Source organism: Streptomyces sp. NRRL S-87 (assembly GCF_000719335.1).
GTDB lineage: Bacteria > Actinomycetota > Actinomycetes > Streptomycetales > Streptomycetaceae > Streptomyces.
Window position 1 is genome coordinate 62,351 of the sequence record NZ_JOGB01000037.1, and the last position, 22,319, is coordinate 84,669.

Here is a 22,319-nt window from a genome sequence, read left to right on the forward strand (position 1 = left end):
CGACCCGTGGTTTGACGGAATTCCGCTTTTCGTCACCCTTGTGTGCCTACCCTGATCCGAACGATCAGCAGGAGGGAGCACGTCATGGGCAACCCCGAAGGCTCGCGGCGCAAGCCGGAGGAGCAGCAGCTCGGCCCGGTACTGCGACGGCGCGGGCAGGTGCAGGCGGGGAGCACGACCGACCAGCGGCTGCTGGACACGGCCGGCCCCACCGAGTGGGTGCACACCGATCCGTGGCGGGTCCTGCGCATCCAGTCGGAGTTCATCGAGGGCTTCGGCACGCTGGCCGAGCTGCCGCCCGCGATCAGCGTGTTCGGCTCGGCCCGTACTCCGGCGGACTCGCCGGAGTACGCGGCGGGCGTGGCGATCGGCCGGGCACTCGTCGACGCCGGCTTCGCCGTGATCACCGGCGGCGGGCCGGGCGCGATGGAGGCCGCGAACAAGGGCGCCCGGGAGGGCGGCGGCATCTCCGTGGGCCTCGGCATCGAGCTGCCCTTCGAGCAGGGGCTCAACCCGCACGTCGACCTCGGCCTGAACTTCCGGTACTTCTTCGTCCGCAAGACGATGTTCGTGAAGTACGCCCAGGGGTTCGTGGTGCTGCCGGGCGGCCTCGGCACCCTCGACGAGCTCTTCGAGGCGCTGACCCTCGTCCAGACCCGCAAGGTGACGCGCTTCCCGATCGTGCTGTTCGGGACGGCGTACTGGAGCGGCCTGATCGACTGGCTGCGCGACACCGTCGTGGCCCAGGGCAAGGCCACCGAGCACGACCTGCTGCTCTTCCACGTCACGGACGACGTGGACGAGGCGATCACCCTGGTCACGAAGGAAGTCGCCGGCTAGCCGGCCGGCGCCGCGCCCGTGCCTCCTCCCGGTCGGCGCCGCGCCTCCTAGGCGAGTCCCCGGCGGGCCACCGCCGGGGGCCGGTGGCCCTGGATCGAGGCCACCATGTCGAGGACCTGCCGGGTCTCGGCGACCTCGTGCACCCGGTACACCTGGGCGCCCAACCAGGCCGAGACGGCGGTGGTGGCCAACGTGCCCAGCAGGCGCTCCTTGACCGGCATGTCGAGGGTCTCGCCGACGAAGTCCTTGTTGGACAGGGAGACCAGCACCGGCCAGCCGGTGGCGGTCATCTCCGGCAGCCGCCGGGTCGCCTCCAGCGAGTGCCGGGTGTTCTTGCCGAAGTCGTGCCCCGGGTCGATGAGGATCGACTCCCGCGGCACACCGAGAGCGGCGGCCCGCTCGGCCAGCCCCACCGTCACGCGCAGGATGTCCGCCATCACGTCGTCGTACGACGTCCGGTGCGGCCGGGTCCGCGGCTCGACCCCGCCCGCGTGCGTGCAGACCAGGCCCGCTCCGTACCGCGCCGCGACCTCGGCCAGCTTCGGGTCCACGCCGCCCCAGGCGTCGTTGAGCAGGTCGGCCCCGGCCTCGCAGACCGCCTCGCCGACCTCGTGCCGCCAGGTGTCCACGCTGATCACCACGTCGGGGTGGCGGCGGCGCACCTCGGCCACGAAGCCGACCGTGCGGCGGGCCTCCTCGGCGGCGTCCACGTGCTCGCCGGGCCCGGCCTTGACCCCGCCGATGTCGATGATCGCGGCGCCCTCGGCCACCGCCTGCTCGACCCGGTCGAGCGCGGGCTCGTCGCGGAACGTCGCGCCCTGGTCGTAGAAGGAGTCCGGGGTCCTGTTCACGATGGCCATGATCACCGCCTCGTGCGCGCCGAACTCACGCCTGCCCAGTCGCAGCATCCCCTGATTTCCCTTCTCGATCCGTCGCCTGTGACCTTAACCGCCGTACCCGCATGGCACGATCGGACCGGACAGTCCGCCACTGGGGAGTTGATCGTGTTCTGGTTCTTGCTGATCGCGCTGGTCGTGGTCGTCACCGGGGTCACCCTGGCCGTCGTGGGCGGCGGGGAGCAGGCGGTGCTGCCGGAGGCGGAGCCGGAGCGGATCGCCGACGGGCTGCCGCCGGCCCGGCCGGTCGCCCGGGCGGACATAGAGGCGCTGCGGCTGCCGGTGGCGGCCCGCGGCTACCGGATGGCCGAGGTGGACGACGTACTGGCGCGACTGGGCGCCGAGCTGGCCGAGCGGGACGCGCGGATCGCGGACCTGGAGGCGGCCCTCGCGGGCGCGCAGGCCACGGCGGTCGGCGGGCCGGACCTGTTCAAGCGGAACGCCGGCGGGGACCCGGGCCACGGCGGCGCACCGGGCCCGTACGGGCGGGACACCGGCCGGGACGCGGACCCCGGCCACGAGGGCGGCACCGGCGGCACCGGTCCGCAGGGGGAGGAACGGCGATGAGCAGCGGTGCGGTGGCCGGCCCCGACGGGCGGCTGCGCTGCCCCTGGGGCCTGTCGGCGGAGGACTACCTGTCCTACCACGACGAGGAGTGGGGCAAGGAGGTCCGCGGCGACGACGCGCTCTACGAGCGGCTGTGCCTGGAGGCCTTCCAGTCCGGCCTGTCCTGGATCACGATCCTGCGCCGCCGGGAGGGCTTCCGGACGGCGTTCGCCGGCTTCGAGATCAAGGTGGTGGCCGAGTTCACGGACGCAGACGCGCAGCGGCTGCTGGCGGACCCCGGGATCATCCGCAACCGCGCCAAGATCGAGGCCACTCTGGCCAACGCGAAGGTGCTGGCGGGCTGGGCGCCGGGGGAGCTGGACGAGCTGATCTGGTCGCACGCACCGGAGCCGGCGGCCGCGCCCCGGTCCCTCGCGGACGTGCCGGCGGTGACGCCCGAGTCCACCGCCCTGTCCAAGGCCCTGAAGAAGGCCGGCATCCGCTTCGTCGGCCCCACCACGGCGTACGCCCTCATGCAGGCCTGTGGCCTGGTCAACGACCACCTGGCGGACTGCACGGCACGGTGAGTGACCGGCGCGGGCGGGCGGGGGCCGGCTCCCGCTGGGCACCGGCCCGCACCCGCCCACACACCTCAGCGCCCGACGTACTTCGGCTTCTCCTTCGCCAGGAACGCCGCGACCGCGATCGCGTGGTCCTCAGAGGCGCCGGACCGGGTCTGGAGCTCGTCCTCCTTCTCCAGCGCCTCCGCCAGTGAGCGGCCCGCCCCGTACGCCAGGGCCTCCTTGATGCCGGCGTACGCCACCGTCGGGCCGTCGGCCAGCCTGCGGGCCACCTCGGCGGCGGTGTCGGCGAGCTCGGCGGCCGGCACGAGCCGGTTCACGATGCCGAGCGCCTCGGCCTCCTGCGCCGAGATCGACCGCGGGAAGAGCAGCAGGTCGGCGGCCCGGCTCGTCCCGATCAGGCGCGGCAGCGTCCACGACAGGCCCGAGTCGGCGGACAGGCCGACCCCGGCGAAGGCGGTGGTGAAGCCGGCGGTGTCGGCGACCACCCGGTAGTCGGCGGCCAGCGCCAGGCCGAAGCCGGCTCCGGCGGCGACCCCGTTCACCCCGGCGACGACCGGCTTCGGCATCTCCGTGATCGCCCGGACGATCGGGTTGTAGTGCTCGGTCACCGTGCTCAGCGCGTTGCCCTCGCCGGACTCGCGGGCGGCCTGCAGGTTCCCGACGTGCTCCTTCAGGTCCTGGCCCACGCAGAAGGCACGCCCGGTGGCGGTCAGCAGGACGGCGCGCACGGCAGGGTCGGCCCCGGCCTCGCGCAGCACGTCCCGCAGGGCGACCTTCAGCTCCGTGTTCAGCGAGTTCATCGCGTCCGGGCGGTTCAGCGTGATCGTCGCGAGCCCGTCGGTCACGTCGTACAGCACGGTGTCGGCCATGTCAGGTGGTGTCCCCTCCGTCGCGGACCCGGCCGGCTCTCGGTACCGGCCGGTACAGGGTCAGCATGGCGGAGATCGTCGGGACCGGGCATGTGATGTGCGTCAAAGATTGCGTCCGCGCGTGGCGTCGCAGCTGCCGGACGAGGCGGCGAAGTATCGCAGCTGGATCCCCGAAATGAGTGGTTTTGGTCGAGCGCGTTGCACAGTCGTTCCCAGCCGATGTTGGTCATCGGGTCCTGACATGCGGGATAATGGCTTGGAAGCAATGTGTTCGATGCCGGGTACTAGGCGCCTGAATGGGGCCGTCGGCTGACGATGAGCTGGTTTCAGGAAGGGGAACGAGCATGGCGGCCATGAAGCCGCGGACGGGCGACGGCCCGCTCGAGGTCACCAAGGAGGGGCGGGGCATCGTCATGCGCGTACCGCTCGAAGGCGGCGGTCGGCTTGTCGTCGAGCTGACCCCGGACGAGGCCGAGGCCCTCGGGGACGCCCTGAAGCAGGTCGTCGGCTGACGCTCCGGCCACTCTGGATCTCTGCGCTGCCCCGGCCGCCCCGTGCGGCCGGGGCAGTGCTGTGTCCGCGCCCGCCCGGGGGCCGCCCGGATCAGCGGCGGACCGCGCAGAGCAGTCCGTCGCCCACCGGCAGCAGGGCCGTCTGCAGGGCCGGGCTCTCCCGCACCGTGCGCAGCAGCTCACGGACCCGAAGGACCTCCACGGGCTGCAGGCCCGAGTCGACGGTCCGCCCGTCCGCGAAGATCCCCTCGAAGCAGACCAGCCCGCCGGGCCGCAGCAGGCGCAACGATTCAGCGAGGTAGTCCAGGGACTCGGTCGGGTCCCCGTCGCAGAACACGAGGTCGTAACCGCCGTCCGCGAGCCGCGGCAGGACGTCGAGGGCCCGGCCGGGGATGAAGCGGGCGCGGTTGCCCGCGAAGCCGGCCGCCCGGAACGCCTGCCGGGCGAAGGCCTGCCGGTCGGGCTCGGGGTCCACGGTGGTCAGGACGCCGTCGGGGCGCATGCCGTGCAGCAGGTGGATCCCGGAGACTCCGGTTCCGGTGCCGATCTCCGCGACCGCCTTGGCGTCCGCGGTGGCGGCGAGCAGGCGCAGCGCGGCGCCGGTGCCGGGGGAGACCGGGCGCAGGCCCGCCTCCCTCGCCCGGTCGCGGGCCCACCGCAGCGCGTCGTCCTCGGGGACAAACGCGTCGGCGAACGCCCAGCTCGTCTGCCGGTTGCCGGTAATGGCCCTCTCCTGTCCCCTTAGTTGGCGCAACGGTGACTGTATCCGCTGGGCGCGGGAACCCGCAGATGGGACCGGGCGTTGTGGGGGTGTGAGGGACCCGCGGCGGACCGAGGCCGCGCTCTTTATGCAAAGTTAACGCAAAAACGCTTATCCGGAGCTGACGGACGGGGTGGCTATGGTAGGGGCTCCACTGGACACCACCAGAGCCGACAGGGGAGGTGCGGCTGCGCCTGTGGATCGTGGGAGCGTCATCAGACGTCTCTTCAGGTCGGCAGGTGAGCCGAAATCCGTGACCGACATCGCTGACCGTTTCCACTCCGCTCCCACCGCAACCACCGCGACCTTTGCCGCAGATGCGGGTTCGCAGGCGTGGACCCCTCCTTCATGGGAGGAGATCGTCAGCACCCACAGTGCCCGGGTCTACCGGCTCGCCTACCGACTCACGGGCAACCAGCACGACGCCGAGGACCTGACCCAGGAGGTCTTCGTCCGGGTCTTCCGGTCGCTCTCCACCTACACCCCGGGCACGTTCGAGGGCTGGCTGCACCGGATCACCACGAACCTGTTCCTGGACATGGTCCGTCGCAAGCAGCGGATCCGTTTCGACGCGCTCGCCGACGACGCCGCCGAGCGGCTCCCGAGCCGCGAGCCGTCCCCGCAGCAGGTGCTGCACGACACGCACTTCGACGCCGACGTCCAGCAGGCCCTGGACACGCTGGCGCCCGAGTTCCGCGCGGCCGTGGTGCTGTGCGACATCGAGGGACTGTCGTACGAGGAGATCGCCGCGACCCTGGGCGTGAAGCTCGGCACCGTGCGCAGCCGTATCCACCGCGGGCGATCGCACCTGCGCAAGGCGCTCAAGCACCGCTCGCCGGAGGTCCGGGCCGAGCAGCGGGCGCTGGCGACGGTGGGAGGAGAGGGCGGAGCCGAGTGAGCGGAGTCAGCGGAGTCGGTCCGTCTCCCGCGGAGCACCATCTGGGCGACCGGCTCGCCGCGTTGGTGGACGGGGAGTTGAACCACGACTCGCGCGAGCGCGTGCTCGCGCACCTCGCGACGTGCGCGCGCTGCAAGGCGGAAGCCGATGCGCAGCGCCGCCTGAAGAGCCTCTTCGTCGAGGCGGCCCCGCCGCCGCCGTCGGAGGGGTTGCTGGCGCGCCTGCAGATGCTGCCGGGCGGCGGCGACGGCGGCTACCTGGAGCCGGTCCGGTCGGCCTTCCCGGTTCGGGAGATCGGCCCCGACGCCGAGCCCCACCCGACACGCTTCGCCTTCCCGGTGCACGAGGTGGGCGTGGCGCAGCGGGGCGGGGGAGCGCGCGGGCGTCGCTTCGCCTTCGCCGCCGCGGGCGCGGTGTCGCTGGCCGCGATCGCCCTCGGCGGCGCGGGTCCGGTCGACTCCCTCGGTGACCCGGCCGCTCCGCGGGGCGAGGGGGTGAACCCGGTCCGGCCGGGCCTCCTGTCGGTCTCCGACCGCAGGGTCCTCGACGGCCGCGACCCCCACCGCACCCCGGCCGCCCCCAGCGCCCACCCCGCCGACCTTCCGGCGCTCCCGACCCCGGCCACGTTTCGGCGCTGAGTGCTTGGGGTTGGGGCTGAGGAAGGCGCGGGGGGCACTCAGCCCGCGCGGCGTTTGAGCGCACCCGGCGCGGAGCGTCCGCGGCCGGGGCGCAGCCCCGAGGGCGGCGACCGTGGTCGCAAGCCACGGTTTCGGGAAGGGGCGGGGTGGGGGACTATGCCCCGAAGGGGGACCCGGCGCCGCCGACCTGGTTGAATCCTCGGCAGGCGTGCCCGCCCCGTGGTGCGCCCAGCCTCGTCGGGGGAGTAGCGCATGAACGACGGCCGGCCCACGGAGTCGGCGGACACCACGCAGCAGCCGCAGCCGCAGTGGTGGAGCCGTCCCGACGAGTCCACGGCGCCGTCGCCCCGCGAGACCCCCTTGCCGTCCCCGCGGCAGTCCGACCGCACCCCCGTGATGCCGTACGCCGCCACGGCTCCCGAGCCGGACACCACGGCCCTCGACACCGCGGCCCGCGACGCCGCCACGGCCCCGGGGTCGGACACGGCTCCTGAGCCGCTCCCAGGCGAGGCGCCCGCACCTGCGGCTCCGCGCGACCCCTTCGCGCCGCCCACCACCGACGAGGTGCTCGTACCGCAGGCGCAGGCGCAGGCGCCGGCGCACGCGCACTCCGCGCCCGCCGACCCGTACGGAGCGCACCCCGCGCCCGCCGACCCGTACGCCACCGCGCCCGCGCAGCGGTACGACCCGTGGGCCGCGCCGCTGCAGGTCGCCGACGGCGGCACCGGGAAGCCGGCCCGGGCCGGTCGCCGCGCGGGCGGTCTGGTCGTCGGCGCCGTGCTGCTCGCCCTCGTCGCCGGCGGCATCGGCGGCGGGATCGGCGTCTGGGCCGAGCGCAGTGCGTCCGGCGGCATCACCCTCGCGCAGGCCGGCCCGGAGCGGCCCGCCCCCGCGCCCGACAGCGTGGCCGGGATCGCCGCGGGCGCCCTCCCGGGCGTGGTCACCCTCCACGTTCAGGGCGGCGGAGAGCAGGGCACCGGCACCGGTTTCGTCCTCGACGGCCGCGGCCACATCCTCACCAACAACCACGTCGTCGAGGCCGCCGCAGCCGGCGGCCGGATAACGGTCACCTTCAGCGGCGGCGAGACGGCCGCCGCCACGATCGTCGGCCGCGACACCGGCTACGACCTGGCCGTCGTCAAGGTCACCGGGGTGAACGGGCTGCGCCCGCTGCCGCTGGGCAACTCCGACGGCGTCCGGGTCGGCGACCCCGTCGTCGCCATCGGTGCCCCCTTCGACCTCTCCAACACCGTCACCGCCGGCATCATCAGCGCCAAGGAGCGCCCCATCACCGCCGGTGGCGACAAGGGGGACGGCGGCGACGTCTCGTACGTCGACGCCCTCCAGACCGACGCCCCGATCAACCCCGGCAACTCCGGCGGCCCGCTCCTCGACGGCCGCGGCCGCGTCATCGGCATCAACAGCGCCATCCGTGCCGCCAACGAGAGCGACAAGGACGACGACGGCACCCCGCACCAGTCCGGCAGCATCGGCCTCGGCTTCGCCATCCCGGTCAACCAGGGCAAGCGCGTCGCCGAGGAGCTGATCGCACACGGCCGCGCCACCCACCCCGTGATCGGCGTCACCCTCGACATGCAGTACACCGGGGACGGCGCCCGGGTCGGCGCCAAGGACGCGGCCGGCAAGTCGCCCGTCGTGCCCGGCGGGCCGAGCGCCAAGGCGGGCATCCGTCCGGGCGACGTGATCACCCGGGTGGACGGCACGCGCGTGCACAGCGGCGAGGAACTCATCATCAAGATCCGCGCCCACCGGCCGGGCGACCCGCTCACCCTCACCCTGCTGCGCGGCGGCCGCCAGCGCGAGGTGCGCCTCGTCCTGGGGTCGGCCGACGGGTCGTGAGCGGGGGCCCGGGCGGGCGCGCGCCGTTCGGGTCGTCCGCGGGGCGGAACGGATCATGACGAGCGGGTGAATACCCGCACGCAGTACCGGCTCCTTAGAGCGGGCGGGTACCGTTGTGCGGGCCCGCAGTGAGAGAACCGAGGAGCGGCAAGGTGTTCAACGACATAGGCGCACTCGAGCTCGTGACGCTCGTGGTCCTCGCCGTGCTCATCTTCGGCCCCGACAAGCTGCCCAAGGTCATCCAGGACGTCTCGCGCTTCATCCGCAAGATCCGCGAGTTCTCCGACAGCGCCAAGCAGGACATCCGGGCCGAACTCGGGCCCGACTTCAAGGACTTCGAGTTCGAGGACCTCAACCCGAAGACCTTCCTCCGCAAGCAGCTCACCGAGAACGAGGACCTCGCGGAGATCCGCAGCAGCCTCGACCTCCGCAAGGAGCTGAACGAGGTCGCGGACACCGTGAAGGACGGCGGCCCCACCGCGGCGGCCGACGCCGGCCGGTCGGGCACCCAGCAGGTCGCCGGGCCGGACCTCACGAAGAAGCCCGCCGTCGAGACGGCCCGCTTCGACATCGACGCGACCTGACGCCCGCCGCCGACTGCGTCCGACCCGCCGCTCGACATCGACGCCGCCCCGAGCCCGTCCTGCCCGGCGTGCCGGACTCGGATGGCTATCCTCCATCCTGTCCGGATCGCAGGACGCCCGTGGGGGGCGGGCCGCTGCCGGACACCACGGAACGAGAGGCGGCCTTGATGGAGACCACGAGTCGGGTAGCGGTCCAACAGAACCAGCCGGGGCCCGCTGCCCAGCCGGCCCCGCAGCCCCCGCCGGCCCACGAGGCCGAGCCGGGCGCGGACGACCAGCCGGCCGCACAGCAGGCGCAGCAAGCCCAGCAGACGCAGGGGGTGCCCGCCGCGCGCCGCACGGCCGAGGGCTACCTGCGGGCCGACTTCCCCTGGTACGGGCTCGACGAGGCCTTCACCGGCCCGCGCTGGCTCATGCAGGTCGGCATGGGTGCCGACGGCACGGTCGAGCACGGCTCGGTCGGCCACGGCGAGGAGCCGGCGGTGCGCAGCGAGGCGACCGCCGCCGAACGCGAGCGCTTCGCCGTCGTCATCACCGTCGCCAGCAACCCCAACCGGCGCAGCGGCGACGGAACCGGCGTCCTGGAGGCCACCTCCGTCTCCTCCGCCGCCTGGCTGGCCGGGTCGGGCCTGCTGGCCTTCACCTGGCCCGGAAGCATGGACCACACCCTGCGCAGCGACTGGCTGGACCAGCAGACCGAGACCGCGTGGGAGCTGGCCGACGACCTCCAGGGGCCGGACTGGTCGACGCTGTCGCTGCCGGTGGACGGGGTGCCGACCCCGTTCCACTACCGGGAGTCCGAGTTCGGGTGGGTGCTGGCCGGGTCGACGGCCTCGGGCGTGCACCTGGGCGCGTACGGGCGCGGGATGAGCGCGTACGGGCTGGCGTTCTCGCAGGTCAAGGACCTCGGCGCGTACGCCTAGCAGGGCAGGGTCACGCGTACGCCCAGCAGGCGTTCGGGGACGCGTACGCCCAGCAGGGCAGGGGGACACGACGGCGGGCGCCGCTCCGGTGGAGCGACGCCCGCGTCACGCGGCGCGGGGCGGACCGACCGCCGGCCCCGCGCGTGGGTCAGAACTTGTTGCGCGGGGTGATCCCCAGCGACATGCCCGACAGGCCGCGGGCGCGGCCGCCGAGCTTGCCGGCGATGGCGCGCAGCGCGGCGCCGGCCGGGGAGTCCGGGTCGGCGAGGACGACCGGCTGGCCGTTGTCGCCTCCCTCGCGCAGTCGCACGTCGATCGGGATCTGGCCCAGCACCGGCACGGTGGCGCCCGTGGTGCGGGTCAGGCCGTCCGCGACCAGCTGGCCGCCGCCCGTGCCGAACACGTCGACCATCTCGTCGCAGTGCGGGCACGGCAGCCCGGACATGTTCTCCACGACTCCGACGATCTTCTGGTGGGTCTGGACGGCGATCGAGCCGGCCCGCTCCGCGACCTCGGCCGCGGCCTGCTGCGGGGTGGTGACGACGACGATCTCCGCGTTCGGCACCAGCTGCGCGACCGAGATCGCGATGTCGCCGGTGCCCGGCGGCAGGTCGAGCAGCAGCACGTCGAGGTCGCCCCAGAAGACGTCCGCGAGGAACTGCTGGAGCGCGCGGTGCAGCATCGGGCCGCGCCACACCACCGGGGCGTTGCCCGGGGTGAACATGCCGATGGAGATGACCTTCACGCCGTTCGCGGACGGCGGCATGATCATGTTCTCGACCTGGGTGGGCTTGCCGTCCACGCCGAGCATGCGCGGCACGCTGTGGCCGTAGATGTCCGCGTCGACCACGCCGACCTTCAGGCCGTCCGCGGCCATCGCCGCGGCCAGGTTGACCGTCACGGAGGACTTGCCGACGCCGCCCTTGCCGGAGGCGACCGCGTAGACGCGGGTCAGCGAGCCGGGCTTGGCGAAGGGCACCTCGCGCTCGGCCTGGCCACCGCGCAGCGCCGCCGCGAGCTCCTTGCGCTGGGCGTCGCTCATCACGTCGAGGTCGACGGAGACACCGGTGACACCCGGTACCCGCTCGACGGCCTCGCGCACGTTGCTGGTGATCGTCTCGCGCATGGGGCAGCCCGACACCGTCAGGTAGACCGTGACCGCGACCGAACCGCCGTCGCCGATCTCCACCGATTTGACCATGCCGAGCTCGGTGATCGGCTTGTGGATCTCGGGGTCGTTGACCGTCGCCAGCGCTTCGAGGACCGCGTCCTGCGTGGGCACGGCAGCGGAGGGGGTATCGGTAGCCATGCCCCGATGGTACGGCCCAGTAGCAGAGCCGTGGAAAGGCCGCTAGCGGTCGCCTTCGTCACTCTCGGACGGGAATAGGCGCCGCTCGTCCATTTCCTTTATGAGGTCCTGGAACTCCGACCGGATCCAGTCGCGGGTGGCGACCTCGCCCAGTCCCATGCGCAGCGCCGCGATCTCCCGGGTCAGGTACTCGGTGTCGGCGATGGACCGCTCGTTCTGCTTGCGGTCCTGCTCCTGGGTGACCCGGTCCCGGGCCTCCTGCCGGTTCTGCGCGAGCAGGATCAGCGGGGCGGCGTACGAGGCCTGCAGCGACAGCGCCAGGGTCAGGAAGATGAAGGGGTACTGGTCGAAACGCAGGCTGACCGGCGCAAAGATGTTCCACACCACCCAGACGATGATGACGACGGTCATCCAGGCGATGAACCGGCCCGTGCCCAGGAAGCGCGCGATCCGCTCCGAGAACCGGCCGAAGGCCTCCGGGTCGTACTCGGGCAGCAGGGCCCGCCGCCGCACCCGCGGCAGGTCCAGGCGCACGCGCGAGCGGGTGGCGCCCACCGCCGCCTTCTCGGCCCGCTCCTGGCGGTCGGCCCCGGTCTCCCGGCCCCGGTCAGTGGCCACGTGCCTGCTCCTCCGCCCCGCCCGCCGGGCGTACGTCGCTGTCGTGGAAGTCGGTCTCGCGCCAGTCGTCCGGCAGCAGGTGGTCGAGCACGTCGTCCACCGTGACTGCACCGAGCAGCGAGCCGCCCTCGTCCACGACCGGAACCGCCACCATGTTGTACGCGGCCAGGTAGCTGGTCACGGCCGGCAGCGAGGCGTCCGGGCGCAGCGGCGGCAGGTCGTTGTCCACGATCGAGCTGACGAGCGTGAACGGGGGGTCGCGCAGCAGCCGCTGGAAGTGCACCGTGCCCAGGTACTTGCCCGTCGGGGTCTCGTCCGGCGGCCGGCACACGTACACCTGGGCGGCCAGCGCCGGGGACAGGTCCTGCTGGCGGACCCGGGCCAGGGCGTCGGCGACCGTGGCGTCCGGGCGCAGCACGATCGGCTCGGTGGTCATCAGACCGCCCGCGGTGCGCTCCTCGTACGACAGCAGCCGGCGCACGTCCGCCGCGTCGTCGGGCTGCATCAGGGTCAGGAACCGCTCCTGGTCGTCGGCGGGCAGCTCCGAGAGCAGGTCGGCCGCGTCGTCGGGGTCCATGGCCTCCAGGACGTCGGCGGCCCGCTCCTCCTTCAGCTTGCCGATGATCTCGATCTGGTCGTCCTCGGGCAGCTCCTCCAGTACGTCCGCGAGCCGGTCGTCGTCGAGGGCGTTGGCGATCTCCGCCCGCCTCTTGGGGGGCAGGTGGTGCAGGACGTTGGCCAGGTCGGCCGGGCGCATCTGCTCGAAGGTCGCGAGCAGGCTCTCGGCGCCCTGCCCGTGCTCCTCCAGCGAGAACCCGGTGACCGCGGACCACTCCACCGTCAGGGTCTCGCCGCGCCGGCGTAGCGCCCCGCCCTTGCCCTTGCGTACGAAGACCCGGTTGATCTCCCAGTCGCGGCGGGCCGGCAGCTGCTGGATCGCGACGTCCAGGACCGTGCACTCCTCGCCGGTGCCCACCAGGGTCACCCGGCGGTCCAGCAGCTCGCCCAGCACCATCCGCTCGGTGGGGCGCTGCTCGAAGCGCCGCATGTTCACCACGCCGGTGGTGATCACCTGGCCGGACTCCACGCCCGTCACCCGGGTCATGGGCACGAAGATGCGGCGCCGGCTGACCACCTCGACCACCAGGCCCAGCAGCCGCGGCGGGCGGCCGCCCACCCGCAGCATCGCGACGAGGTCGCGCACGCGGCCGACCTGGTCGCCGTTGGGGTCGAAGACGGGCACACCCGCAAGATGCGACACGAAGATCCTGGGGGCGCCTGCTGCCATCCGTGCGCCTCCTCCTGAACCGTTGCCGCGGCGCCTGTCGGGCCCCGGCCGCGGGATCCGGTGCCGTCGACCGGCTCGTCGTGCCCTGTCCGGTGCCCGTACGGGCTTGCTGTCGGCCTTCAGGCTAGCCGGAGCGGCCGGAAGACGCCCTGGTGGGGGCCTCCGGAGGGGACGGTGCCGTACAGCGGCAGCACGAGCCCCGGTACGCTGCCTGCTGCACTTCGACAGACGAGAGGCAGCCCGCCCGTGACCGCGTTCTCCCCGGCCGTCCGGTTCCGCCGCGCCGCCCTGCTCGGCGCCCTGTGCGCCGGGCTGGCCGTCGCCGGCACCACCGGCTGCGGAGCCGACCCCGACGAGGGCACCAACGGGGTCGGCAAGCTCTCCGCCGACAAGATCGAGAGCAAGGCGCGGGCCGCGGCAACCGGGGCCGACTCGGTACGGCTGTCCGGCACGGTGGTCGTCTCGGGCAAGACCTTCACGCTCGACATGCGTCTGAAGGCGGACGGGGCGAGCGGCGAGGTGAAGTCGAAGGACTCCACGTTCCAGCTGCTGCGGCTGGGCGAGACGCTCTACCTGAAGGCCGACGCGGCGTTCTGGGACCACCACCGCAAGGAGGGGGCCGAGGGAGCGGACGGGGCGCAGGAGACCCCCGAGGCGCCGGAGCCCTCGGGCGACGCCGCCACGGCCGCCGACAAGCTGGGCGACAAGTTCGTGAAGGTGCCGGAGGCGGACGCCTCGTACAAGCAGCTGCGCGGCTTCACCGACATGCGGGTGCTGCTCGACGGCCTGCTGGGTCTGCACGGGAAGCTGGAGAAGGGCGCGTACACCCGGGTCGGCAACACCCGCGCCATCCAGGTCACCGGCGACAAGGGCGAGGGCGGCCGGCTCGCCGTCTCGCTGCTCGGCACCCCGTACCCGCTGCGGATGGAGCGGGCCGGCGGGGCGGGCGTGGTGGAGCTCGCCGACTGGGGCCAGCCGTTCGCGCTGGAGCCGCCGGCCAAGGGGGACACGGTGGATTACGGGAGTGCGCTGCCTACGGGGTGAGGGGGCCCACCCCAGGCGACAGCACTTCCCCGAGACGGGACCTGAAGACGGGGACCTGGACGGGGACCCGGGACACACCACGAGGACGGCACCCGCGCGTGGACGGGACCCGTGGCGCGTCCTGCTGGTCGGACCGGCTGCGGGGCGGGGCCCGCGCACCCCCTACGCTGATCCTCATGACGCTGACGTTGCTCGATCAGGCCCTCGTCGAGGAGGCCACCAAGAAGTCCGGCCTCATCTGGGTGCAGGGCACCGGCCCGGCCCGCGGCCTGTGGCACGCGTGGGTGGACGGCGCCACGTGCGTGCTGGGCGACGGTCCCGGCGAGCAGCCGTTCCCCGGCCTGGCCGACGGTGCCACCGCCGAGGTCACCGTGCGGAGCAAGGACAAGGGCGGTCGGCTCGTCGCCTGGACCGCCCGGGTGGCCGAGGTCGCTCCGGGCAGCGAGGCATGGGAGGCCGCGGTGGCCGAGCTCAAGGGGAAGCGGCTCAACGCGCCCGACTCCGAGACGATGACCGAGCGCTGGGCGCGCGAGTGCCGGGTGCTGCGCCTGGAGCCGCTCGGCGTCCACGCCGAACTGCCCGGCTCCTCTCTCGCCGCCACCCCGCTGGGGTCCCCGGCGGTCACGCGCCGGCCGATTCCTGCGGCTCTGCCCAAGCTGCTGCTGAAGCGGAAGAAGAAGCGCCGCTGAGCGTCGCGCGCAGGTCCCGCTGCACGGCCAGCCGCTCCTCGGTGAGCCGCTGCGCGTAGTACGGGGGCAGCCCGGACCGGCCGAGGTCCCCCAGCGGCCGCCCCCGCCACAGGGCCAGGGCCGAGCGCAGGGTCTGGCCGGCCGCCACCCGCCGGCCCCGGGCCAGCAGTTCGCGGCCGCGGGCCGCCCGGTGCCGGAAGACGTGCAGGTCGAGCTCGCCCGGGCCGACGGCGAGCAGGTAGCCGGCGGCCGAGGTGCGCAGCACCGGGTGGCGGCGGGCGTCGCCGCCGGCGAGGCGGTGGCCCGGGTCCAGCACCAGGCGCAGCCCGGACACGTACATCTGGAGGGCGGACGGGGCCGAGCGCGGGGGCCGGCCGCCCCACAGCTCGTCGATGAGGAACTCCGCCGCCACCGGCTGGTTGGCGTGCAGCAGGAGCAGGGCGAACAGGGCCCGCAGCTTGCGGGGGGTGGGGGTGCACGGGACGCCGTGGCGGCGCAGCTCCAGCGGCCCGAGCACCAGGTACTTCGGCCCGCAGAGCGGGTCCGCGGCCGCCGTGGCCCCTCCTCGTACCGGTACCCCGTCCGGCCCGGCCGCCTCGCCCGCCACCCGTCCGCACCCCCGCATCCGGCGTCTCGGGGACGCCATGCCCAGGGTCGGCGCTGTCCGACGACCTGTCAGGGGGGCGAATCAGCCAAGCCGCTGCGCGGCCCGCCGGGCGACCGCCGGCTCACCGCCGGCGCGCCCGGCTCAGAGCCAGCCGTTGCGGTGCAGCGCCCGGTGGATGGTGAGGCAGATGCCGACGATCGCGCCCATCACCATCGGGTAGCCGTACTTCCAGTGCAGTTCGGGCATGTGGTCGAAGTTCATGCCGTACACCCCGCAGATCATGGTGGGGACGGCGATGATGCCGGCCCACGCGGTGATCTTGCGCATGTCCTCGTTCTGGGCGACGGTCGCCTGCGCGAGGTTGGCCTGAAGGATCGAGTTCAGCAGCTCGTCGAAGCCGACGACCTGCTCGTGGACCCGCTCCAGGTGGTCGGAGACGTCCCGGAAGTACTTCTGGATGTCCGGGTCCACCAGCCGCATCGGCCGCTCGCTGAGCAGCTGCATCGGCCGCAGCAGGGGGGTGACGGCCCGCTTGAACTCGAGCACCTCGCGCTTGAGCTGGTAGATCCGGCCCGCGTCCACACCGCGCGGGCTGCCCTTGGCGGGGGCGGCGAAGACCTCGGTCTCCACCACGTCGATGTCGTCCTGCACCGCGGCCGCCACCGAGAGGTACCCGTCGACGACGTGGTCCGCGATGGAGTGCAGCACGGCCGAGGGGCCCTTGCCGAGCAGCTCCGGGTCGTCCTGGAGGCGGTGCCGCAGCTCCTTGAGCGAGCCCTGGCCGCCGTGCCGGACGGTGATGACGAAGTCGGGGCCGGTGAAGCACATGACCTCGCCGGTCTCCACGACCTCGCTGGTGGCGGTGAGTTCGGCGTGCTCGACGTAGTGGATCGTCTTGAAGACGGTGAAGAGGGTGTCGTCGTACCGCTCCAGCTTGGGCCGCTGGTGGGCGTGCACCGCGTCCTCGACCGCCAGGGGGTGCAGCCCGAACTCCGCCGCGATCCCGGCGAACTCCGCCTCGGTCGGCTCGTGCAGCCCGATCCACGCGAAGCCGCCGCCGTCGCGCACCTGCCGCATCGCCTCACGCGGGGTCAGGCACACGCCGCGCTCCACCCGGCGGCCCTCGCGGTAGACGGCGCAGTCCACGACCGCACTGCTGGCCGACGGGTCGCGGGTGGCGTCGTAGTTGCTGTAGACGGGGCTGTTCTTGCGGAAGGCGGGACGCAGGGCGGGGCGCACCACGGCGCGCAGGTCACGGATCATCGACATGGCAGGCTCCTTCGCGCGGCCTGCGGGGCCGCTGACGGGGAGTCCCTCCGCCGCGCGTGCGGGCGGCGAGCGGGAGGGCGGGCGGTCGGGGCGGTGTTCCGTCGCTCTTCCGTCGCGCGGCCCTCCGTACGGGACCACCGGCCCCCGCCGGGGGCGGGCCGGGGATCCGCGGCCGGAGCGCACGGGAGTGCCGTGGTGTGCCGGGTGAAAAGCTCGGTTCGCACCGGTTCGTCCCTGAACCGGGCGTGCGCGGGCGGATCCGGGTCCGAGAGGGCCGGGGCTCCTGCGGCTCGGAGCGCCGGGGCGCTCGCGGGCTGAGGGGCGGTCAGGCCGGGTCAGAACCGGTCATCAGCCGGAGGGCAGACCACTGCGGAAGAGCTGTTGGTACTGCACGATCGACTTCGGTCCATCGCAGTCCCACCTCCTCCGGCCGGGCCCTCGTAAGGGGTGTCCTGTGGTCGGGGCGTGACGACCGCCTTGGGCGGTTGCCCGAACCAGCTGTCAACAGTATCAGCCGACAGTCCCTCAGACGCGCGCCTTTACCCTCCCAATAGGCGTTCTATGCTCGCTGCATGGCAGAAGTTCTCGCTCTCGTGGAAGCGCGGCTGCGCACGGCCCTCGGCGAACCCGACGCCCGCGCCGCTATCACGTTCCTCGGCACCGACCGGATCGAAGTGCTCCGCTTCACCGAGGGGGACGTCGTCCGGTACGCGACCCTGGGCATGTCCGAACGGCCGATGACCGACCCCAACGACATGGTGGCCGACCCGCTGCGCGGGCCCCGCGCCGAGCTCGTGCTCTCCGTACGGGCCGGGCTCGCCGACACCGACAAGGTGCTCCGGCCGCTCGCGGTACTGGCGGCGTCCCCGCAGGTGGAGGGTCTGGTCGTGGCCTCCGGCGCCTCGCTGGACACGGGTGAACCGCTGTGGCCCGGGGCGCCGTTCACCTCCGTGCTCGTCGCCGAGTCCGGCGGACTGGTCGAAGACCTGGAGCTCGACGAGCCGCTGGAGCCGGTGCGGTTCCTGCCGCTGCTGCCGATGACCCCGAACGAGGCCGCGTGGAAACGGGTGCACGGCGCGGCCGCGCTCCAGGAGCGCTGGCTCACCCACGGTACGGACCTGCGCGACCCGCGTCGCACGTCGGTTCCGCTCGACTGACGCACCGCCCTCTCGCCGGGAGGCCCGGTCGGGGTGCGTGCGCGTCCGGCCGGGCGGTCGGGACCTGCGTATCCCGACCGGGCCCGCGTCGGTACGTGCACTGGACGGCTCGACCGGGTGGACTAGGACAGTGGGATGTGACTGACCCCGGCCACGGGGGGTACGCATCGGATCCGGACGGGTGATCGTCCCTTGACGCGGCCGCGGCCGGGGAGGAGCGTGGAGCCCTATGAGGGGCGAACCGAGTTGCCCGAAGTGCGGTGGCCGGGTCAGGCCGCCCGGTCTTTTCTCCGACTCCTGGCAGTGCGCGGTGCACGGCGCCGTCCATCCCCTGCAGCCGGTCATCCCGCCCAGTGTCGAGGGCCTCAACGTCGTCACCAAGCGTGCCCAGGTCCCGGTCTGGATGCCGTGGCCGCTGCCCCTCGGCTGGCTGTTCACCGGGGTCGCCTCCGCGGGCGACGACCGCAACGGGGGCCGGGCCACCGCCGTCGCCTGTTCGGGCCCCGGTCCCGTCGGCGGGATGGGTGAACTCCTCCTGATCGCGGAGGAGCTGGGCGTCGGCCTCGGCGCCCGGTACGCCGGCGTCGACGGCCCGGACCCGGGCCCGTACATCGACGTGTCCTCGACCCCGAACGCCAAGGTGATCGCCGCCGGCCGGCCCACCCCGCTCTGGCACGTCTCCGGCACGCCGGGGGACCGGGCGGTCTTCGCGGGCGAGGCGTTGGGGCTGTGGCTGTGGGCCGTGGTCTGGCCGGAGCAGTCGGGGCTGCTGCTGTACGACGAGCTGGTGCTCACCGACCTCCGGGAGGCCGGGGCCGAGGTGGACCTGCTGCCCATAGGGGCGCTGTCGCCCCGCATCATCGACTGAACGGGTCCTCGACCGAAGGTGTCCGGGATCTCAAGGGCGAAGGGGGCGTTCGGGGCGGTCCGGGGCGTGCGGGGTGGTTATTCTGAAGTGTCCCCCCGTCCGTCCTGCCCACCGGGAGCCGTGCCGCCGTGCGCATCGACCTGCACACCCACTCCGCGGCCTCGGACGGTACGGACACCCCCGCCGAGCTGGTCCGCAACGCGGCCGCCGCCGGGCTGGACGTCGTCGCGCTGACCGACCACGACACGGTCCGCGGCCACGCCGAGGCCGTCGCCGCACTGCCCGAGGGGCTCACGCTCGTCACCGGCGCCGAACTGTCGTGCCGCGTCGACGGCATCTCGATGCACATGCTCGCCTACCTCTTCGACCCCGAGGAGCCCGACCTCGCCCGCGAGCGCGAACTGGTCCGCGACGACCGCGTGCCGCGCGCCCGCACCATGGTCGGAAAGCTCCAGGAGCTCGGCGTGCCGGTCACCTGGGAGCAGGTGGCCCGGATCGCGGGCGACGCCTCGGTGGGCCGTCCGCACATCGCGTCCGCCCTCGTCGAACTGGGCGTCGTGGCCACCGTCTCGGACGCCTTCACTCCCGAGTGGCTGGCCGACGGCGGCCGTGCGTACGCCGAGAAGCACGAGCTCGACCCCTTCGACGCGATCCGCCTGGTCAAGGCGGCCGGCGGCGTGACCGTCTTCGCCCACCCCCTCGCCGTCAAGCGCGGCCAGGTGGTGCCGGAGAGCGTGATCGCCGAGCTGGCCGCCGCGGGCCTGGACGGCATCGAGGTCGACCACATGGACCATGACACGGCGGCCCGGGTCCGACTGCGCGGCATGGCCGCCGACCTCGGCCTGCTGGCCACCGGCTCCAGCGACTACCACGGCAGCCGCAAGACCTGCCGGCTCGGCGACCACACCACCGATCCCGAGATCTACGGCGAGATCACCCGCCGTGCCACCGGCGCCTTCCCGGTGCCGGGCACGGGCGGACGCGCCGGCGGCTGAGCACCGTACGGCCTCCCGCCCCCTCCCGCACGCCCCGGTCGGCACCCCGTCCGGACCGGCTGCCCGCCGTCCGCCGCGGTGCCGGTCCGCCGTGGCGCAGCGGGTGATGCGGCGGGACCGCCCGTACGACCGACCGCCCTTCCCCGTACCGCTCGCCCTGCCGCACTCCGCGGGTGCGGGACGTCGCTCCGCAGCGTCCCGTCGTCCTGCCGCGGCCCGTCCGGCTGCGCCCCGCGCAGCCGCCCCGTTCTCTGAACTCCTGTTTGTACGACAACCTCTCGCAAGGCCATCACTGTGTTCGACTTTGCCGTTTTCGGATCCCTCTTTCTCACCCTTTTTGTGATTATGGACCCCCCGGGGATCACCCCGATCTTCCTGGCCCTGACCTCGGGCCGGGCCACCAAGGTCCAGCGCCGGATGGCGTTCCAGGCCGTCTGCGTCGCCTTCGGCGTCATCGCCGTCTTCGGCGTCTGCGGCCAGCAGATCCTCGACTACCTGCACGTCTCGGTGCCCGCGCTGATGATCGCGGGTGGTCTGCTGCTGCTCCTGATCGCCCTCGACCTGCTCACCGGCAAGACCGACGAGCCGAAGCAGACCAAGGACGTCAACGTGGCGCTCGTGCCGCTGGGCATGCCGCTGCTGGCCGGCCCGGGTGCGATCGTCTCCGTGATCCTCGCGGTGCAGCGGGCCGACGGGTTCAGCGCGCAGGTGTCGGTCTGGGCCGCGATCCTCGCCATGCACGTGGTGCTGTGGCTGACGATGCGCTACTCGCTCGTGATCATCCGGGTCATCAAGGACGGTGGCGTGGTGCTGGTGACGCGGCTCGCGGGCATGATGCTCTCCGCGATCGCCGTACAGCAGATCATCAACGGTGTGCTGCAGGTGGTCCAGAAGGCCTGATCGCGGGCGGCGCCGTCCCGCACGCCAAGCGCCCCGTACCCATGGCGGTACGGGGCGCTTCGACGTCTGCGGCGTGCATGAGCCGGGACGGGAGTGCCCCGGTGCTCGAGTGCGCCTGTTACGAGGCCGTGGTGTCGGCCGGGCGGATCCAGATGCGCTGGCCGATCGCGGCGGCCTGCAGCACGATGCCGTTGACGGAGGCGGCGTCGACGACGGTCCGGTCCACGGGGGTGCCGTCGATGTCGTCCAGGCGCAGAATCTCGAAGCGCATGGGCTTCTCCCTTCGTCTGTCTCGCTCCTTGCACAGGGGATAACGAAGTGTATGACGCAAACATTCCCTACGCTAAGGAAATTTTTTCCTTGGCTAAATACCGAGGTCCCGAGGAGACCGGACCTGTGTCCTCCGTCACAATGACAACCGGACGGGAGTGTTCTGTCCAGTGGAGCCCCGTCCGTCCTGTGGAGTCCTGTCCAGGGGGTCCGATGAGCGAGCCGTCGCAGGTGACGGGCCCGGACGCGGGTGCGGGTGTGGATACCGGTACGGGCGTGGGACCGGGTGCGGGTGCGGGTGCGGGTGCCGGTGTGGGCGCGGGGCCCGGTGAGGGGTCCGGCGACGGGCCGGAGACGCCCGGCCTCGCCGAGCTGGCCGGACGGGTGGAGCGCACGAACGAACTGCTCGAGCGCATGCTGGCCGAGGTGGCCAAGACGCCGTCGACCCACGCGATCTTCGTTGACGCCGGCTACGTCTACGCCTCCGTCGGCCGCCTGGTCGCCGGCACCGAGGACCGCCGCTCCTTCGACCTCGACGCCGAGGGCATGATCGAGGCCCTCATCGACAAGGCCCGCACGATCTTCGCCGACAGCAGGCTGCTGCGCGTGTACTGGTACGACGGTGCCCGGCGCCGCATCCACACCGCCGAGCAGCAGTCGATCGCGGAACTGCCCGACGTGAAGGTCAGGCTCGGCAACCTCAACGCCAGCAACCAGCAGAAGGGCGTCGACTCCCTCATCCGCACCGACCTGGAGTCCCTGGCCCGGCACCGGGCCATCAGCGACGCGGCCCTCGTCGGCGGCGACGAGGACCTCGTCTCGGCGGTCGAGGCGGCCCAGGGGTACGGTGCACGCGTCCACCTCTGGGGTATCGAGGCCCGCGACGGCCGCAACCAGGCCGAGGCGCTGCTGTGGGAGGTGGACAGCCAGCGGGTCTTCGACCTCGAGTTCTGCAAGCCGTACGTCACCCGGCGGGCACCCCTGGGCGGTGAGCCGGACGGCGAGGGACTGCCCCGGCCCGGCCGCGAGGACGTGCGGTTCGTCGGGGCGCGCATAGCCGCCGCCTGGCTCGCGACGAAGGGGCCCGCGGCGCTCGCGGAACTCCTCCCCGGCCACCCGTACCTGCCCGGGGCCGTGGACCAGGAGCTCCTGGTGGAGGCCGAAGCGCTGCTCCACTACTCGCTGCGCGGCCAGGCCGACCTGCGTCGCGAACTGCGGGACGGCTTCTGGACGTGGCTACGGGCGCAGTTCTGAACGGGGCGGGGGCTTCGGTTGGCTCGCTTCGGGGGTGGGTCGCGTGGTGTGTGGGTCCCCTCGGCGCTTGACAGGGGCGGCCTGCAGGCCTCCCCCAGCTACCGCTGGGAGGTACCCCCAGCGGCAGGCCCACCCCGAGGG

At 73.2% G+C, this 22,319-nt stretch carries 24 protein-coding genes and 1 pseudogene; 16 read left to right on the forward strand and 9 right to left on the reverse strand.

Annotated features, from left to right (window positions below):
- Positions 1-84 precede the first annotated feature (84 nt).
- Entirely contained in the window at positions 85-840 is a 756-nt protein-coding gene (locus IF43_RS0123255; RefSeq protein WP_030203955.1) for a TIGR00730 family Rossman fold protein, read from the forward strand.
- Positions 841-887: 47 nt separating this feature from the next.
- Here the strand turns inward: IF43_RS0123255 and folP are convergent, their stop codons facing one another.
- Positions 888-1,748: a dihydropteroate synthase gene (gene folP, locus IF43_RS0123260; protein ID WP_030203958.1), complete on the reverse strand. Its 861-nt coding sequence runs from the start codon at positions 1,746-1,748 to the stop codon at positions 888-890.
- A gap of 96 nt (positions 1,749-1,844) precedes the next feature.
- Here folP and IF43_RS0123265 point away from each other — a divergent pair, with 96 nt between their 5' ends.
- Together IF43_RS0123265 and IF43_RS0123270 are read left to right on the forward strand one after the other, a co-directional pair.
- Entirely contained in the window at positions 1,845-2,303 is a 459-nt protein-coding gene (locus IF43_RS0123265; protein ID WP_037889700.1) for a DivIVA domain-containing protein, read from the forward strand.
- Positions 2,300-2,869, forward strand: coding sequence for a DNA-3-methyladenine glycosylase I (locus IF43_RS0123270; RefSeq protein ID WP_030203964.1), 570 nt, complete (start codon positions 2,300-2,302; stop codon positions 2,867-2,869). The genes IF43_RS0123265 and IF43_RS0123270 overlap by 4 nt, the downstream gene beginning before the upstream one ends.
- Positions 2,870-2,934: 65 nt before the next feature.
- Here the strand turns inward: IF43_RS0123270 and IF43_RS0123275 are convergent, their stop codons facing one another.
- On the reverse strand, positions 2,935-3,735 hold the full coding sequence (locus tag IF43_RS0123275; protein ID WP_030203967.1) for an enoyl-CoA hydratase/isomerase family protein: 801 nt from the start codon (positions 3,733-3,735) through the stop codon (positions 2,935-2,937).
- Positions 3,736-4,079: 344 nt separating this feature from the next.
- On the opposite strand from IF43_RS0123275, the gene IF43_RS39765 reads away from it, so the two are divergent.
- Positions 4,080-4,247, forward strand: coding sequence for a DUF3117 domain-containing protein (locus tag IF43_RS39765; RefSeq protein ID WP_006346801.1), 168 nt, complete (start codon positions 4,080-4,082; stop codon positions 4,245-4,247).
- 91 nt (positions 4,248-4,338) lie between these two features.
- Here the strand turns inward: IF43_RS39765 and IF43_RS0123285 are convergent, their stop codons facing one another.
- Entirely contained in the window at positions 4,339-5,001 is a 663-nt protein-coding gene (locus IF43_RS0123285; RefSeq protein WP_030203970.1) for an O-methyltransferase, read from the reverse strand.
- 145 nt (positions 5,002-5,146) lie between these two features.
- On the opposite strand from IF43_RS0123285, the gene sigE reads away from it, so the two are divergent.
- From sigE to IF43_RS0123310, 5 genes and pseudogenes are all read left to right on the forward strand, one after another.
- Complete coding sequence (sigE, locus tag IF43_RS0123290; protein WP_199922768.1) at positions 5,147-5,905, forward strand: RNA polymerase sigma factor SigE; 759 nt, start codon at positions 5,147-5,149, stop codon at positions 5,903-5,905.
- Positions 5,902-6,366, forward strand: a pseudogene (locus IF43_RS0123295) (anti-sigma factor); the annotation flags it as partial. The gene sigE and the pseudogene IF43_RS0123295, both read left to right, overlap by 4 nt.
- Before the next feature lie 429 nt (positions 6,367-6,795).
- Positions 6,796-8,403: a S1C family serine protease gene (locus IF43_RS0123300; RefSeq protein WP_030203980.1), complete on the forward strand. Its 1,608-nt coding sequence runs from the start codon at positions 6,796-6,798 to the stop codon at positions 8,401-8,403.
- Positions 8,404-8,555: 152 nt separating this feature from the next.
- On the forward strand, positions 8,556-8,987 hold the full coding sequence (locus IF43_RS36795) for a sec-independent translocase (protein WP_037889678.1): 432 nt from the start codon (positions 8,556-8,558) through the stop codon (positions 8,985-8,987).
- Between the two features lie 167 nt (positions 8,988-9,154).
- The gene (locus IF43_RS0123310) at positions 9,155-9,910 is read left to right on the forward strand and encodes a hypothetical protein (protein WP_030203986.1); all 756 of its coding nucleotides are present in this window, start codon (positions 9,155-9,157) and stop codon (positions 9,908-9,910) included.
- 148 nt (positions 9,911-10,058) lie between these two features.
- On the opposite strand, the gene IF43_RS0123315 is transcribed toward IF43_RS0123310, so the two are convergent.
- The 3 genes from IF43_RS0123315 to IF43_RS0123325 are packed head-to-tail and all read right to left on the reverse strand — an operon-like array spanning position 10,059 to position 13,125.
- Entirely contained in the window at positions 10,059-11,219 is a 1,161-nt protein-coding gene (locus tag IF43_RS0123315; RefSeq protein WP_051795919.1) for an Mrp/NBP35 family ATP-binding protein, read from the reverse strand.
- Positions 11,220-11,261: 42 nt separating this feature from the next.
- Complete coding sequence (locus IF43_RS0123320; protein WP_234332496.1) at positions 11,262-11,774, reverse strand: DUF1003 domain-containing protein; 513 nt, start codon at positions 11,772-11,774, stop codon at positions 11,262-11,264.
- A 52-nt stretch (positions 11,775-11,826) separates the two neighbouring features.
- A complete protein-coding gene (locus tag IF43_RS0123325; protein WP_030203995.1) occupies positions 11,827-13,125 on the reverse strand; it encodes a CBS domain-containing protein in 1,299 nt (432 codons plus the stop codon).
- 246 nt (positions 13,126-13,371) lie between these two features.
- On the opposite strand from IF43_RS0123325, the gene IF43_RS0123330 reads away from it, so the two are divergent.
- On the forward strand, positions 13,372-14,169 hold the full coding sequence (locus IF43_RS0123330; RefSeq protein ID WP_030203997.1) for a hypothetical protein: 798 nt from the start codon (positions 13,372-13,374) through the stop codon (positions 14,167-14,169).
- Between the two features lie 176 nt (positions 14,170-14,345).
- Positions 14,346-14,858 carry a hypothetical protein gene (locus tag IF43_RS0123335; RefSeq protein ID WP_030203998.1) on the forward strand — a complete coding sequence of 171 codons (513 nt, stop codon included), beginning with the start codon at positions 14,346-14,348 and terminating at the stop codon, positions 14,856-14,858.
- Here the strand turns inward: IF43_RS0123335 and IF43_RS38230 are convergent.
- Together IF43_RS38230 and IF43_RS0123345 are read right to left on the reverse strand one after the other, a co-directional pair.
- Complete coding sequence (locus IF43_RS38230) at positions 14,791-15,504, reverse strand: BTAD domain-containing putative transcriptional regulator (RefSeq protein ID WP_107048574.1); 714 nt, start codon at positions 15,502-15,504, stop codon at positions 14,791-14,793. The two genes, IF43_RS0123335 and IF43_RS38230, sit on opposite strands and share 68 nt — an antisense overlap.
- A 102-nt stretch (positions 15,505-15,606) precedes the next feature.
- On the reverse strand, positions 15,607-16,734 hold the full coding sequence (locus IF43_RS0123345) for a magnesium and cobalt transport protein CorA (RefSeq protein WP_030204005.1): 1,128 nt from the start codon (positions 16,732-16,734) through the stop codon (positions 15,607-15,609).
- Between the two features lie 572 nt (positions 16,735-17,306).
- Here IF43_RS0123345 and IF43_RS0123350 point away from each other — a divergent pair.
- The 4 genes from IF43_RS0123350 (at position 17,307) to IF43_RS0123365 (ending at position 20,654) form a co-directional block, all read left to right on the forward strand.
- Entirely contained in the window at positions 17,307-17,891 is a 585-nt protein-coding gene (locus tag IF43_RS0123350; protein ID WP_030204006.1) for a suppressor of fused domain protein, read from the forward strand.
- Positions 17,892-18,120: 229 nt separating this feature from the next.
- Positions 18,121-18,759 (forward strand): DUF6758 family protein, encoded by a 639-nt coding sequence (locus tag IF43_RS0123355; protein WP_030204009.1) that lies wholly within the window; start codon positions 18,121-18,123, stop codon positions 18,757-18,759.
- 128 nt (positions 18,760-18,887) lie between these two features.
- A complete protein-coding gene (locus tag IF43_RS0123360; RefSeq protein WP_030204010.1) occupies positions 18,888-19,754 on the forward strand; it encodes a PHP domain-containing protein in 867 nt (288 codons plus the stop codon).
- Positions 19,755-20,048: 294 nt separating this feature from the next.
- Positions 20,049-20,654, forward strand: coding sequence for a MarC family protein (locus tag IF43_RS0123365; protein ID WP_030204013.1), 606 nt, complete (start codon positions 20,049-20,051; stop codon positions 20,652-20,654).
- A 118-nt stretch (positions 20,655-20,772) separates the two neighbouring features.
- Here the strand turns inward: IF43_RS0123365 and IF43_RS41005 are convergent, their stop codons facing one another.
- Complete coding sequence (locus IF43_RS41005; protein ID WP_107048575.1) at positions 20,773-20,925, reverse strand: hypothetical protein; 153 nt, start codon at positions 20,923-20,925, stop codon at positions 20,773-20,775.
- Positions 20,926-21,137: 212 nt separating this feature from the next.
- On the opposite strand from IF43_RS41005, the gene IF43_RS0123375 reads away from it, so the two are divergent.
- Entirely contained in the window at positions 21,138-22,178 is a 1,041-nt protein-coding gene (locus IF43_RS0123375) for an NYN domain-containing protein (protein ID WP_234332487.1), read from the forward strand.
- The last annotated feature ends 141 nt before the right edge of the window (positions 22,179-22,319 follow it).

What these genes read in the sequence shown, in the direction of transcription:
- IF43_RS0123255 (WP_030203955.1), top strand. Translation starts at nt 85, where the DNA reads ATGGGCAACCCCGAAGGCTCGCGGCGCAAGCCGGAGGAGCAGCAGCTC.
- folP (WP_030203958.1), bottom strand. Translation starts at nt 1,748, where the DNA reads ATGCTGCGACTGGGCAGGCGTGAGTTCGGCGCGCACGAGGCGGTGATC.
- IF43_RS0123270 (WP_030203964.1), top strand. Translation starts at nt 2,300, where the DNA reads ATGAGCAGCGGTGCGGTGGCCGGCCCCGACGGGCGGCTGCGCTGCCCC.
- IF43_RS0123275 (WP_030203967.1), bottom strand. Translation starts at nt 3,735, where the DNA reads ATGGCCGACACCGTGCTGTACGACGTGACCGACGGGCTCGCGACGATC.
- IF43_RS39765 (WP_006346801.1), top strand. Translation starts at nt 4,080, where the DNA reads ATGGCGGCCATGAAGCCGCGGACGGGCGACGGCCCGCTCGAGGTCACC.
- sigE (WP_199922768.1), top strand. Translation starts at nt 5,147, where the DNA reads ATGGTAGGGGCTCCACTGGACACCACCAGAGCCGACAGGGGAGGTGCG.
- IF43_RS0123300 (WP_030203980.1), top strand. Translation starts at nt 6,796, where the DNA reads ATGAACGACGGCCGGCCCACGGAGTCGGCGGACACCACGCAGCAGCCG.
- IF43_RS0123310 (WP_030203986.1), top strand. Translation starts at nt 9,155, where the DNA reads ATGGAGACCACGAGTCGGGTAGCGGTCCAACAGAACCAGCCGGGGCCC.
- IF43_RS0123315 (WP_051795919.1), bottom strand. Translation starts at nt 11,219, where the DNA reads ATGGCTACCGATACCCCCTCCGCTGCCGTGCCCACGCAGGACGCGGTC.
- IF43_RS0123325 (WP_030203995.1), bottom strand. Translation starts at nt 13,125, where the DNA reads ATGGCAGCAGGCGCCCCCAGGATCTTCGTGTCGCATCTTGCGGGTGTG.
- IF43_RS0123335 (WP_030203998.1), top strand. Translation starts at nt 14,346, where the DNA reads ATGACGCTGACGTTGCTCGATCAGGCCCTCGTCGAGGAGGCCACCAAG.
- IF43_RS38230 (WP_107048574.1), bottom strand. Translation starts at nt 15,504, where the DNA reads ATGGCGTCCCCGAGACGCCGGATGCGGGGGTGCGGACGGGTGGCGGGC.
- IF43_RS0123345 (WP_030204005.1), bottom strand. Translation starts at nt 16,734, where the DNA reads ATGTCGATGATCCGTGACCTGCGCGCCGTGGTGCGCCCCGCCCTGCGT.
- IF43_RS0123350 (WP_030204006.1), top strand. Translation starts at nt 17,307, where the DNA reads ATGGCAGAAGTTCTCGCTCTCGTGGAAGCGCGGCTGCGCACGGCCCTC.
- IF43_RS0123355 (WP_030204009.1), top strand. Translation starts at nt 18,121, where the DNA reads ATGAGGGGCGAACCGAGTTGCCCGAAGTGCGGTGGCCGGGTCAGGCCG.
- IF43_RS41005 (WP_107048575.1), bottom strand. Translation starts at nt 20,925, where the DNA reads ATGCGCTTCGAGATTCTGCGCCTGGACGACATCGACGGCACCCCCGTG.
- IF43_RS0123375 (WP_234332487.1), top strand. Translation starts at nt 21,138, where the DNA reads ATGAGCGAGCCGTCGCAGGTGACGGGCCCGGACGCGGGTGCGGGTGTG.